General features: G+C 55.7%; 5 protein-coding genes and 1 pseudogene. All 6 read right to left on the reverse strand.

The window, feature by feature from the left end:
• Nucleotides 1-967 precede the first annotated feature (967 nt).
• On the reverse strand, nt 968-4,141 hold the full coding sequence (locus tag B088_RS07040) for a fimbrial protein (protein ID WP_162138002.1): 3,174 nt from the start codon (nt 4,139-4,141) through the stop codon (nt 968-970).
• Nucleotides 4,142-4,159: 18 nt separating this feature from the next.
• Nucleotides 4,160-7,273 (reverse strand): fimbrial protein, encoded by a 3,114-nt coding sequence (locus B088_RS07045; RefSeq protein WP_162138003.1) that lies wholly within the window; start codon nt 7,271-7,273, stop codon nt 4,160-4,162.
• Nucleotides 7,274-7,284: 11 nt separating this feature from the next.
• Entirely contained in the window at nt 7,285-10,257 is a 2,973-nt protein-coding gene (locus B088_RS07050; protein WP_018107717.1) for a hypothetical protein, read from the reverse strand.
• Between the two features lie 8 nt (nt 10,258-10,265).
• Nucleotides 10,266-11,249: a FimB/Mfa2 family fimbrial subunit gene (locus tag B088_RS07055; protein ID WP_018107718.1), complete on the reverse strand. Its 984-nt coding sequence runs from the start codon at nt 11,247-11,249 to the stop codon at nt 10,266-10,268.
• A 34-nt stretch (nt 11,250-11,283) separates the two neighbouring features.
• Nucleotides 11,284-12,996 carry a fimbria major subunit gene (locus tag B088_RS07060; protein ID WP_018107719.1) on the reverse strand — a complete coding sequence of 571 codons (1,713 nt, stop codon included), beginning with the start codon at nt 12,994-12,996 and terminating at the stop codon, nt 11,284-11,286.
• Between the two features lie 135 nt (nt 12,997-13,131).
• Nucleotides 13,132-14,444: pseudogene (locus B088_RS07065) on the reverse strand (fimbria major subunit); the annotation flags it as partial.

The following is a 14,444-nucleotide window of genomic DNA, read 5'->3' on the forward strand; positions in this document are numbered from 1 at the left end:
ATCGGACGGGGCGATGCCCTATCGGACAAGTCGGACGGGGCGGACGAGCGCGGTGCCTAATCGGACGGGGCGACGATCCCTTCGCGGGAGTTATGGATCCCGACAGGGATCCCCGCTTCATAGCCACAGGTCGAGCCGCGATAGCGGCGATGACCTGTGGGCAGATCGACCTCTTGACCTCGACCCCGCTAGGGCGTCGCACACCCGATAGTGCGACGCCCTGGCGGGGTCGCGGGATTGCTTGCTTTGCCCGGTCCACGGGTCTTCGGGGCTACGCCCCTCGACCCGTGGCTATGGAGCGGGCACCCGCAAGGGGTGCTTCGTTCCCCACTCTTCACTATCAGATGAATATGACCCCCTGCACGCTTATACAGCTGCTGGGGGGTGCTCCGTTCACCACTCTTCACTATTAGATGAATGGTCCGTGAATTCTAAACCCGGTATTAGTGATCTCTAAACCCGGTAATAGTGATCACTAATACCGGGTTTAGTTTGGAGGCGCAGGTCTGACGCATATGAGTCTGATAGTAAAGGATCTGATGCTCGTCTGAGAGGCTGATGGACGAGCCTCAAACGCATCAGCCCTGACCTATACGCCGGGGCTCATCTATTACCGGTATTAGGGATGACTAAGTAAAGACCTTTGAAAAATGGTCTTTCGCCGAAAAAGCGGTGCTTTTTCGGCAGGGACTTTGCAGAACACCCCAGATGCAAGGAACTGAGAGTGAGAGCGAAGGGAGTGTGCTTACGCACATGACCAAGCCCGAATCTCGAAAGTGACACCGCAGATGGGGTGTTATGCAAAGGTCTCAAGTAGGCAGTGGGATCCACCCGCCAAGCTCCCGACCCTCCTCGCGGTCCGACCTGTCCCGCCCACCTGCATCTACAACGAAGAGCCCCGCTGCAGTCAGAAGGCTGCAGCGGGGCTCTCACAATCGATGGGGGTATGGTCAGCGTCGACCGAGCATTAGTTCAGGGGCTTATTCTCTACACAGCGGACGGAGGCGCCGAAGAAGGCGTTGTCCGGCATGAGCGCTGCCTTGAGCGAGCCATCAGCTGTGGTCTTGATGCTGAGGAAGATGCTATTGCCGTCGCCGTAGAAGAAATTGAACCAGTAGCGTCCCTCATACCCCGGCTTCATCAGCTGGGTAAATGCGCTGCCGTCCACATCGGCGACGTCATTGGAGGCCTGACGGTAGCCGGCGTAGGGGAACCATACATTGACGTTGTCCTCGTTGATGAAGTACACCCCGTTATTGTAGGGAGCCTTGTAGTCCTCACCTACCTTGCGGACCGCATCGGGGTCGTCGGAGTTGATGAAGGAATCCTCGCGTCCTCCACTGTAGAAGTGGGGATCACGAGCCATGTACTGGACCAGCTCATTTACCTCCCGATAGCCTGCGGTGCGCCATCCCTTGGGACAGGGATCATAGGCACCCTTAGACGTCGGCTCCTTCAACGGGTCTCGCTCCTTGAAGTTATCCATATTGGCAGAGGCATTCCAGGCATTCTCAAGAGCTGAATTAGCATCAGTGAAGTAACTTTGTGCCATAAGAGTTGCCGGCATACACCCTCCGAAGTAGCCGTCTCTCTGAGGACTCGGCTTACCCCCCTTTGATACGTAGTAATAAAAGGCTGTATTATCATGGTAGACAAAGGGAGGATTGGCTGAAGTAGCAGCGTAGATCAATGGAGTAGTTGCTACTCTATGCTTGGCGTAGCAGGCAAACGTATTTTCTCCAAATGCTATCGGGACAGCAGCCGGATAGAGCAGATTCTCTATCGACATACCATTGTAGCCATCCGGCAGAGCATAATAGTTCTGATAATCTCTAATCACCATATCCTTCCTCGCAGTACGCATCAGGTTGCGGTCGATCCACTTGGTGTCGCCGATCACGACATAGCCTCCCTGATAGACGATGATGTCTCTCGAGGCGCGCTCACTGATGATCCGGACGACACTCTGTCGCGCCTTGTAGAGCCCGTTAAGTGGCTCTACTTTATTCTGCTTCACAGTGACGGTGAATTTGCCATTGAACCCTACACCGGCAGTTGCCGTATTGGGATCTATGGAGAGTACGGGTTGCGTGATCCAGTCGCTGTCCTTCTCCGGTCGCTGGACGATCCAGGGGGTGACGCTTCGGACATTGATGGTATAGGTGAGATCTCCACTCTGGTCAAGAGGTGTCTCGATCACCCTTATCGTACGACTTAGGTCCTTGACACGAGGTGAGCCCTCCGGGTAGACGATATCGTACTCAAGAGCCTCACCCGAGGAGATACGGATCGTCTTGATGTCCACAACCTCACCCTTGGGGTTGGTGAGCTTGACCTTGACGAGTGCATGACCGGAGTTCTGATGCTTACTAAGTGGATCCGTAGTAACGAGGATATGCTTATCTACACCCGTGATACCCTTGGCGGGGGAGTAGGAGACCCATTTCTGGGACTTCGGATCCTCTCCGATGAGGTAAGTGACGCCCATCACCTCCCACTCGAACCCCTCGTGATACCCCTGAATGAAGAGGTCAAAGGTCTGCTGTCGCTTACTATCGACAGAGAGGAGAGAGGGATAGATGACCAGTTGGTCACGAAGGAGCTCGTCAGGTGTCTGATCGATGGTAAGGCGGAGGAAGAGGTTGGGATGACTATCGACTCCGATCTTGTACTCTACGCTACGGGTGTAACGCTTCTCGATCAGCTGCTCCTCAGTCACACCACCCCAGCGGTCATCGATGTAGAGACCGCGGAAGTCGTAGGCTAAGTCCTGAGTAGCGGGGATCTCTATCTCACCGGGGACTTTGGTATGAGCCTTGAGCTCCGCGGTAATCCATGACTCACCGTCCGGATCGTCAACGTTCAGCCCCTTGTGGGAGATGCCATCAACGGCATAGGAGTAGGTCTCATCCTGGATTTTGAACTCGCTGAAGTCGGGGATGTTGCTTCGGATCGTGATCACCGGGGCGACCTGCCGGTCATTGCGGTTGGTGGCGTACTTGACCCCTCCGATCTCATACTCCTTGTTGGCACGAGAGCCGAGGTGGATGATCGCTCTCGTGGAGCCGATGAAGTACTCGCCGTCGGTGACGATCTGCTCAGAGAGCTTGATCGCTGTCTCTGTAGAGGTGATGCCGAGGATCATATTGATCGGTCGGTGCTTCAGTGCCTCCTCGGGAGTGTCGTAGCCCTTACCATTCACCTCCTTGATCTCAACAGAGTAGACGGAGTTTCGCCGCACGATCTGCCGACCGCGCCCGTCCATCAGGGCAAAGCGGTACCAGTACTCCTCTCCTTCGTACTTTGCATGGATCAGCAGGCCAGCGCCTACTCCCTTGAACACCTCCTTGGGTAGTCCGCTCTCATAGGTAAGCAGCGTGACCTTGCCCCCACTTGCAGAGACCTTATCTCCCTGGAGGATCTCGGTCTTCTTGGGAACGATCGGGTTGTCGACCTTCTTCTGATCACCTACCTCGAAGGGGGTGGTATGAGAGAAGAGGTAGGAGCGGTCGGGACGGAGCGGGATGACGGAGATGAGCTCAAACTTATTATCTGGCTTAGTGCCATCGGTAACGACCACCTTAGAGGCGATGCGACTCAGCACGACGTCTACGTGCTTCGCCTCCGAGGGCTTGAAGTCCCGGGAGCGACCGCTCATGACGTAGGGACCCACAAGGCTCGGTATGCTATTGGTCACCGATGCAGTCAGCTCGCTGAGCGTCTCCTTGCCTGTGAGGAGCTTGGCTGGCGCATTGGCGACAACGTAGATCTGATAGGTGGCACGCTGCTCCTTGTGCGAGATGGCACGATGGATCACGCCGGCAGAGCTATTCACGGTGATATGCTCGTGGTACTCTGGCGTAATGGTCTTGGTGTCGGTGGTGGAGAGGTTATCCCCCTTGTAGAGGTAGATGTCGAGGGTCCCTACGAGCGTCTCCGCCTTTGTATCACCCCCCTCCGTACTCCTGAGGGAGCCACTATTGTCGGGGAGGAGGATCGACAGCTCTATCGTCTGGTCTCCCCCCTCGGGATCGACCTCATCGCCCCAGAGCCTATCCTGGCGACACCCCGTGAGGGTGAGGGACAGGAGTGCCAGGAGTGAGAGCAGGAGCGTATGGGAGAGATTTCTTGTCTGTATCATGGTCATGATGTCAGTCATTTATGGGTTTACGCTACGGACGCATCGGACGGAGGAGGTGAAGGCCCAAGTCTCGATGTGCATCCATACCTTGGTGGGAGAGAAGTAGAGCAGCCGAGACTTGATGCTGCCGGTGGCATCGGGATTCACCAGCTCATAGGTCTTGTAGGCTCCGGTGACTCCCATAGTGCGGATGTCGGCGTGATTGAAGGGTCGATAGCCGGCAGCTGGGAGGTACCAATGTACGCCTGTACTGGAGGAGGGGGTCATCGGATCAGCCACGAGGTAACGCCCGCTATTATTCTCTCCCATCTCTCCATCAATGGCGGAGTAGGTCTCATCAAGATTCATCAGCGGTGTAGGTCGACCATAGGTGGCACCGAGGAGCTTAAGAAGCGACTCGAGCTGAGCAGTCGTTGGGACGTGCCATCCCTCGGGACAGGGATTAAGGAAGCGCGAACGGTCCGCCATGATGTTCTTATCCCAAAATACACGATTAGTCTGGTCATATGAGACGTACAGCTTACCACCATAGACCGGATGGACGTAGTAGTAACCAATTTCATCCTGATTCCACTGTCCACTATAGGTCTTGCCCTTGTAGCGATTGTTGTAGAGCCTGACCCACTTCTCCTCTGTGTTTCCTTCAGCATAGCCACTCGTGGGAGCTCGACTGAAGAAGTACCCGTCGGGGCCGTATCCGTCAGGCGTAGTGGCAGAGTTGGGGAGGTAGGTGCGATTATTCAGGGCGTAGACGCCATAGATATCAGTGGTGTGCCCGATAGGGATGGCGTAGGGGTAGAGTGTAGAGTTGATCTTGGAGTCCTTGTACGTTGTATTGGCGTAATAGGCGGGTACCTTGTAGAGCTTGTCTGTCTGATAGATCCCCTCCTCGTGGTTGGCATAAGTGTAGCCGCACTTGAGGTTGCGATCGAGCCAGTAGTTGTCTCCGATCTTAACGTAGCCCCCTTGGTAGACAGTGATGTCACGGACAGCCATCGCCTCATCACTCCCCTCGACGTATCCCTTGAGGGAGATATGAGCCTCGCGTGCCGGGAGGAAGTGGTCCACCTTCCCGGTACCATTGACAGAGACGCCATTATTCCCTACCAGAGGACGACTCTTAACAGTGACTTGGAAGGCTCCGTCGCCTGTTTTGGCTCCGTTGTTAATTTCGACCCAGTCTATCTCGGAACCGTCAGATGCGGGCTCCTTAGAGACTTCCCACCGGAGATTGGACGTGACATTGACCGTATAGGTATAGTCCTGCTCGCTATCCCACCCAAGAGGGGTCTCGATGACATACTTCTTACGACGCATATCGTAGGGCATACCATTCGCAGCGGATGGAGCAGGATAGTCGATCGTATAGTCGAGCTCGAAGGAGCGGTAGACGCGGATAGGGAGCTTGTGGAAGATCCGCCCTCCGATCACACCGGCATAGAGCGTGATCGTCGCCACATCCGGTTTCTTGTTGTCACCCATCGCCTTCGTATCAATGTACAGCTTCTGCGGACCGATCTGCTGGCGGCGCTCCTCGAGTTTCTCTTTATCAAACTTCGGATCCTTAGAGTCATTCCATAGTTCGACCTCATTACCATGACTATCGAGGACATAGACCCTCTGGATGAATGACTCCCCTCTGGTGGAGGGCTGCACATCAAAGAGACGCCAGCCAAGCCTTGGAAGGTTGGTGGTCACCTTGGTCGCCTTGTGCTGCACCTCCGTGGCGTCGATCTTGTGCTTATTCGGCTCAGCTGCCAGTCGTACCACATCAGGGTGGAAGCGATTGATATTATCCTGCGTGATGGAGTACTGCACCTGGAGGTCATTGGTATGGATGCCGGTGGCACGTACCCAGCCAAAGGCATAGCGGGTATCACCTGCATGGAGCGAGTGGTACTGGAAGACTCCGACATTAAGCGTATAGCGCCGTCCGGGACCGTCGTAACCCTCCTGTGCCGGGTGGAGGGCACTGGTAGCCCAAGCAGCGGGGTGCTGCTTGGTGGTACTAAACTTGCCCGCCGCCGGGGGGATGAGCGCCAGCCCGGGAGCATTGGTGTAGACATAGGTGAGCCGGTCCATCTGCTCTCGATCGAAGACAAACATACTCTGAGCGACGCGGAGGAAGTAGCGGCCGAAGAAGACGGTCTCAGACGTGCCGAGGTCGCTCCACTCCGCTACGGAGTAGACGAGTGCATGACGCTGACCATCCTCACCCGCCTTGATAGCAGCAAGGGCTGTCTCTAAGCTGTCGTAGCCGTCGGCAGACAGACTCTGGACAGTGACGCGGTAGAGTGTGTTGGCGGTGAGCTGCTGCTTACCGTCGATCTGCTTGGGCGCAAAGAAGTAGTAGAACTCTTTCCCTGAGGCGTTCTTAGCCTTAAATACCACATAGACCATCTTGCCATCGGGATTATTTGGATAAACGTATGCACGCTCACCGGCTTTGTGGGTGGTGGGCTTATCAAGTGCATCCGGAGCAAGAGGCTTACCGGTGAGGGTGGCTCCCGTGGGGGCGGAGACGAGATGGGTCTCACCGATGGTGATGCCATCAGCACCCTTCACCTCGATAGCGGCAGCAAGTCGCTTGACAGGGACATTGCCGGTCACCTGACCGGAAGAGTTGGCAGTCAGCTCCGCTGTCCCATACATCACGAGGGGCGTGCGAGCGGTGTCGTCGCTCGTCTCAGTCACAGCGAGGGACTCAAGCTTCTCGAGTGTGAGACTGGTGGTGGTGTAGGTGATCCGTCCTGTGGCATTGGCCACCACAGCGACGCGCACGGTGGTGTCGGTCCCCTTGTAGGAGATGTTGTCGACCTTCACAGAGACAGCGCCTCCGGAGGAAGAGGGAACTTTCTTGCCTCGAGCCGAGCCTAAGAGTGTGGTGCCGGCCTGATTGAATACAAAGACATCGACAGAGGTGATCTCATTCTCCTTCGCCAGCCCCTGCTCGCTGTCAGCACGGAGAAGCTCCTCGACCTGAGGTCTCTCGGGAGTGATCGTCAGGGTGAGACCTGTGAGACCACCGGCGGGGCGGAGATCATCCTCTCGTGATGCTGTACAGGAGGAAATGAGGGCGACTGCCAGCATCAGTAGTAGCGGCAGCGCTGAGTTCCTTATTATCTTATCCATAGGTAGCATCATTATTTATCGGTAATCTTTATACATCTGACGAGGTATCCCTCTGCGGTCTTTGACGAAGAGACAGCACCGGACTTAGCATTGCCGTACCCGACGAGGTAGTAGCTCGCCTTGAATGGGGTATCAAGGTTGTAGATCGCGTATCGCGCCTTGGGAGTGGTATTATCTACATGACGCCAGTCCTTGAGTGTGCCGTCGGTATCTCGCCAGCCTCCAAGGGGGATATAGAGGGAACGGTTCGAATCCTTGGTCTTGTAGAAGTAGCCCATGGCGTTCTCAAAGAACTTCGAGCCCCCGGTCGTAGCCCCCTCGCTATTGATCTGTGTCCCGCCGATCATGTCCTCAAACTCATTCGCAAAGGGGATCCTGTATCCCTCGGGGCAGGGGTCAAGTCCCTCACGTTTCTTCCCTCTATTAAATGAAAACCACTTGGCGGTGCGGAAGGGCTCGCTGTACCAATTATCCTGAGCTCCACTGGCAATAAACTTGTGGTACTGAGGATCGGCTGCGGGCAGTTGCTCCTCAGGGCTGACGATGGAGGAGCTGCCGGTGCCGGCAGCGTCTCCCAGTCGCCTCGGCTGCCGTGACGCAAGGAGATCGGTCTTCTCTGCAGCGGTGAGTTTATCGTGTATATTGCCGGCAAGGAGATCCATACCATTGTACTGGTAGCCATCCGGCACACGACCGGTCTGGTAGAAGGCGCCATTGACCCGCACGCGGTCAAATCCTGTGATGACGGTGCCACCCTTCCACTGCTCGTAGTGAGCGTAGGAGAGGGCACCCATATTGCGATCAAGCCATACCTGACCATTATCAAGCTCAATAGCCTTATACCCTCCCTGCTCCACGCGGATATAGGCGGGGTGATTGGTCCCATCGTAGATCTTGATCATACCGATGCGGAGGATATTCATCCGAGCCTCAACGGGCTCGACGGATATCTTGAGGGTCTGTTGGTCAATCTTTTTCAGCTTGAGCCAGTTGCCGGTCGAGGCAGCGGTGCAGTAAGTGTCGACCAGCTCAGCCTCCCAGTCGTAATTGTGCGTCTCTACAGCAATCTCCGTGCTGAGAGGTCCGGAGTCCTCATCACCGACGAAGGCGACATAAGGACGTGCCTGGATGTACTGGATCGGCAGCTGACGGATCACGACTCTGAGAGGACGTTTGTAGTCCTTAGGAGTGATGACCAGCTCACAGACGCGAGGCATATCGTTGTCATCCTCATTCTCAGAGGTCGTGTGGAAGGCGATCTCTGTCGACTCACCCTTGTTGAGGGAGGTCGGTAGCTCGCCCTCCATCTCGAGCCACTCAGGTGGAGTAGACTTGCCATCAAAGGTGTAGGTGAGAGACTTGGAGTCACTGCCGAGCTGATCAGAGAGGATCATGAACTTCCCCTTTGCTCCCTCATTGGCACTTAGAGTAACAGTGTCTTGCGTCAGGACGATATACTCATCATCGTAGGAGAGGCCCTCATCCTCGAGCGACCAATCCTGCGGGGTAATGGTCAGAGGACCGAGGACGCGCATCTTCTCGCCGTAGAACTTAAGCTCATAGCGGTACCACGTATTGCGACGGATGGCGTAGAGATCCGTTGCACCGCTCTGATTGGTAAGGGAGATCGTGTACTCTTTAGTCTGGGACGCATCAGTAGCGCGACCAAACTTGAGGGTGAAGGAGACCTCGTAGTCCTTGCTGCGCTCCTGATACAGTGAGGGTATGTAGAGGTGGATCGCAGGGTGCTTCTCATCAGCAGAGGCTGACTCCCGATCCTTAGTGTAAGTCGTGTAGTACTTGCCGGCCGGCTCCGTCTCATCGGTAGTGGTGCGGAAGATCGGCGACTTCCAGAGCATGCTCACCTGTATCGGCTCTGCCCAGGGAGTGCTGAGCTTGGTGGGGGTATTAAACGTGTTCGCCTCTTTCTCGTCGAAAGACTTGGCGATGTTGCTAAGCAGGATCGGGCCCTCCTTTGACTCCACGGTGATCTTCGGGTCGACCACCTTAGACGGGGTCGGAGCAGCTACTTTGGCAGTACTCTTCTCCTTGATAGCAGTCGTCTCACCCTTGAGTGGGAAGAGGGACTGCTCGTAGCCTCCCATACCCTTGAGCGAGTACTCGAGGAAGCGGAAGTCTGTCGGCACATAGCCGTCCTTCTCGTGATAGGCGGTCAGATCCTTATCAGCCGTAGTCAGGCAGACATCGAGGCGGGCAAAGGTGCGCTCGAGCTTGATATCGGGAGATACCACCTGCGGCACTGCTGTACTGGAGGTGATGGTAAAGTCCTGAGAGCCTACCATAGGCATGAAGCGCCGAGGCAGCTTCGTCACCGTATTGGGCATCAGGTCGAGCGAAGTGAAGGCGGTCTCCTTAGACGTGAGACCACGAGGATCTGCCGGGTTGGTAGTACTCTCAATCGCCGAAGTGAGGGCTGGAATGGAATTGGCTACAAGGACAAACTTGTAGTTGCGAGGCTCCAACTCGAGATCCATCGTCAGGGCGCTTGACTCTGTGGAGGCGAAGTGGCGTACCTGACTATTGCTCTGGCTCAGCTCCTCGAGGTCCTTGATCTTTGAGAGAGGGCTTGATTTGTCCCCCTTGAGGCTCTTGCAGCCTGCTGCAAAAGCATTGGTGTAGTAGATCCAGGCGGACGAGGGCTTAGCTGCTCCCTCCGGGTAGATGTAGAGGACAGCGAAGTAGACGGCACGCTCGTAGTCGAGCCCCAGCTCTGCTTGCGGCTTCCATATACCGCTACCGACCTCTTCCCACGTACCGGCAGCACGTGTCGAGGGGCGACTGCCCGGGAGTGAGTAGGTGTCGATCGAGGCAGCGATGCGGACATGGCGTGCCCCGCCATCGCTCTCACCGGTGGGGCCACTCTCGCCCACCTCCTTGTGGCAGCCCGAGAGCGCCACTAAGAGAGCGAGGACCACTCCGGCGATCCCCGGATAGCGGAGACCTATCTTGTGATGAATAGTCATGGCTATGCTCAGAAGTCGAGGTTACGGAATACGAGGTTCCAGTCGAGGATACGTGCCTGTACGGCAAAGTAGGTTTCCTTAGGCTGGTCCTCCATAAGGAGGATCCAGATATCGAAGTCGTGATTGCGCTCCAGACGGAAGGGATTGGCCGTCTCCGCGAAGGGTCCATCGTAGCAGATGTAGTCCTTCAGCAGGTCAAAGGAGTAGACCACCTTATGGAGATCGGCGTCGATGATCTCGATGGGGTAGTCGAGCGACTGATCCAGGAGGAGGATGTCAAAGAGACCCCGAATCGCCTTACCATGCTTACCCGAGGCATCCTCGATCTTGGTGGTGTACTCAAATGGTGAGTCGGGCAGCAGAGACCCATCGCCACCATAGCGGCTATTCCGCGATCCGAAGCGGATCGTGTACTCGTGGTCGGGGTTGAGTCCCTCTACGGTGATCTTCACCCGATTGGTGATCTGGCGGAAGTCGATATGGACGCTGTCGAAGACTGTGCCGATACGCTCCTGCTGATCGAGGATCTCCTTAGCCTTGCCGGCATAGAGAGGCGAGGCATTAGCCTCCAGGGTGCTGCCCTGCTTGGCAAGCGAGACCATCATCTCGCTGAGGGGAGTACCGGGCTTGAAGCCGTCAAAGTCGTACTGCGCAAGGTTGGAGCCACTCCAGGCATAGAAATTGGTCTTATGTCCGGGGCGGTAGAAGTCTGTCTTGAGGCGGTAATCGGGGACAAAGGCGGAGGGCTTGTCTGCGATCTCCGTGATCATCTTGCCATCCTCGTCAAAGGCGAAGATCCGGATCTCCCGGACGGTCTCCGAATAATTGATCGTCTGCGGGTAGAGGATGTCGAAGGAGAAGATGGTTCCCTGAGGACAGTCGGAGAGGTCCTCCTTGATGCTGCTATGGCAGCCGGCCACGAAGAGAGAAGCGACTGCGACGGCCAGCATCCCTCTGAGAGACTTGATCGTATGGTGCGATGAGTTATTCATTGCTCTATATCTCTTATATAAATTATTGTCTTTATTACATCAGCTCCAGAGTATGATCCATCGTATTCCACTGGAGCGGTGTGGCTGTGATGCGGATCACATTCTCCCTGCCATTGATGGGAGGAATATTGGGTTCCGGCTCCCAGGGATTGTCTCCCGGCTCGGGGATATTGGGGTCATCAGGATCGACAGGGTCGTAATTGAGACCCAGACCGGTGATGCTATTGAGGATCAGGTCGTAGATGTTATTGCGGCGGGTGTCGCAATTGAAGACCGGTCCCTTCTCAGTAGTACGCTGCTCATTGAGCGGGGAGAGGTAGACCATCTTCCCGCCCTCATACTTGCGGATCTTACTATTACCTCCTGCACGAGCAGCGAGGAGCGTGTCGTAGATGGTGTGATCGTCGATACCGTAGTAGAAGGTCGTAGGCTGGTCATGCACCAGCAGGAAGCTCCTCGTGGCAGCCTCGCTATCTGTGGTATAATAGTCCTTATCCTCCTTGATCGTCTGATTCTTCTTATCCTCTTCGGAAAGGTCCTTAAACCATTTCGTATCGGTGACATCAACCCAGTACCAGCGGTCTGCCGTGGGCTCGGATGCATCGATATCCTTCAGCAGCTGCTGATCGAGCAGCTCGGGGGAGGTAGTGGCGGGTTGACTCTCAGCGAAGCCGTCGAGAGCCTCGTCCTTCGTTTTAAATACCTTGTGGCGGGAAAAATTCACCTTATCATTATCGATCCGGAAGCCCTTAATGGAGGTCAGGCCGGTATAGATCTTCACGTAAGTGACATCCTTGTAGGTGACAGACTTATCATAAGGAGTGCCTGCCTCTGTCTCGTTGAGGGCATGTTCGAGGAAGTAGATCCTGTCGTCAGTAGAGAGACCACCATCGTTGTTCTTCACCTTACCTGACTCAAAGAGAGAGACGGGTCGAGCATCGAAACTTTTAGACAGCCCCTTGTCGGAGAGCTTCATCAGGTCGTAGCCCCCCTTGCCCTTTCCCTCAGCGGAGACGGTCTTGAGATCCTTGTACAGCCCATCATCACCGAGATGAAGGCTGCCGGCATGATCGGTGAAGAGGTAAGCGCTCTTCGCTGAGCCTGCGATGGTCCAGGTCATTTTATCAGGCTGAAGGAGGCCATAAGTCTCCTTCATCTCCTCGCCCGTCATTTCCTTGGCGCGATGGAGCTGGACCTTAGAGACTACTCGCTCCACGTCAAGGGTCACATCCGTGCACTTATCCTCGTCGAGGGTGTAGAAATTATTATCCTTGTTGTCAAAGGTGGAGCTCATCAGGAAGCTCTTCCCGATCATCCGATCGATATCGGCGAGCGAGACAGTCGACTCGCTGGTGTAGTCGCTGCCGCGGAGACCCAGTCGTGAGCTATTGATCACCGCAGCGATGCGATGAGAGGAGGTGGGGTCCTCAAGCTTTTCCTCAAACTTAGCGCTCCACTTATTGTCACCCTTACGGGTAAAGCTACGCGAAGCAGTCAGCCCGAAGTCCTCTCCGATGAAGAGCTGCCCATCTATGATCTCATCCTCGGGGGCGATGCCGGGCACCTCAGGGTCTTGCCCATCGGTGATGGCGCGGGCTCCCGTAGCGAGGGTGCGAGGGGTGACCTGCAGCTGTATCGCGGAGCGATAGCCGTCGGTCGGCTCGTCGGAGTGTCCCTTGCAGCCGGCAAGAGGCAGCAGCATCAGCGCCGAGACGACTAAGTGGGGTAGTATGTACTTCTTCTGCATGATGAAGTTATTTATTGCGGCTCTCACTGCGGAGCGCCATGACTTATTGTTCTTGGTGGGTAGGGGAGCGGTCAGGCGCCCCTACCCTGTGCGGGGCTTAGGAGCCCACGCTATTTATCTCCTGATCAGTACAGATCAGAGACCGGAGGTACCACCGGTAAAGTCGAGACCACGCTGTACAAGGTTCCAAGAGAGTACCTTGCACTCTACCTGCATGCAGGTCTTGGTGTTGTTGACAGGAGGGTTGCTAGGCTCCGGCTCGAAGGGGTTGTCCTCACCGGGGGTGGGGATATTCGGATCACCCGGGGTCTTACCCTTATCGGGATTGTTGGGGTTGTTAGGATCGTCGGAGTTATCCGGATCGATCGGATCAATGGTGGTATTGTCACCCGGAGTCTTGGGCTCCAGACGCTCCGGATCCTTCGGGGTGTCGGGATCGTTGGGGTCGTAGTTGAAGCCAAGACCGGAGATGGTGCGGAGCTTCAGGTCGTAGATGTTGTTACGACGGGTGTCGCAGTTGTAGACCTTATTGACCTCACCCTGGGCATTAAGCGGAGAGAGGTAAACGACGTTGAAAGGCTTACTCTCATCACTAGCACTCCAGTACTTACGGATCTCTTTCTTACCGTCAGCGAGAGCGGCAGCGAGGGTATTGTAGACAACGGCATCCTCACCATCACCGGCAGCGTAGAATTCACCTGCCTTGTCGTGCACGAGGTAGTAAGCGGTCCCATCACCACGATCTTTGAGGACATCAGCCTTCACCTTCCTGTAGATGTTGTACCACTTAGAGTCCGTGCGGACTACGATAAAGTACCAGCGCTCGCCGAAGTCTTCCTCAGTGGCGGGCTTGACGTCAGAAAGCTTGAGACCACCGACGTAAAGATCCTCGGCCTGGTCCATATCAGGCTTCGTAGACTGTACCTTAGCGTTGACCTTCTTACCATTCTTGATGTCGATCTTACCGTAGACCTTCACGTAAGCAACGTCTCCGTAGGTCACAACTGCGGGCTCGTAGGGAGTGGTTGACCCCTTTACGGTCTCCTCGAGGGCGTGCTCGAGGAAGTAGATACCATTCTCAAGCGACTTGCCCTCCGTGCCGGAGTCAGCCTGACCCTTGGGGAGCTCTACGCCGCCGGCGAGGACCTTGCGAGCCTTGAAGTTCTCCACACCCGCCTTGGTGTCATCATACTGACCGACGATCTTAGCGTAGTCGCTCTGCTTCATCAGGTCGTATACCTTGACCCCCTTCTTGACGCCATCAGCAGTCTTACCGCCCTTGGCAGAGATGGTCTTGAGATTGGGATAGAAGCCGTCATCCGTCAGAGAGATGTCAGTCTTGGTAGAGCCGGCGTAGTCGGTGAAGAGGTATGCCTCCTTGGCAGAGCCGGCCATTGACCACTGAAGTGTGGAGGGATCGATGACACCATACTTCTTGGCACCCTCGA

Origin of the sequence: Porphyromonas bennonis DSM 23058 = JCM 16335 (assembly GCF_000375645.1) — a bacterium.
Taxonomy (GTDB): Bacteria; Bacteroidota; Bacteroidia; order Bacteroidales; family Porphyromonadaceae; genus Porphyromonas_A; species Porphyromonas_A bennonis.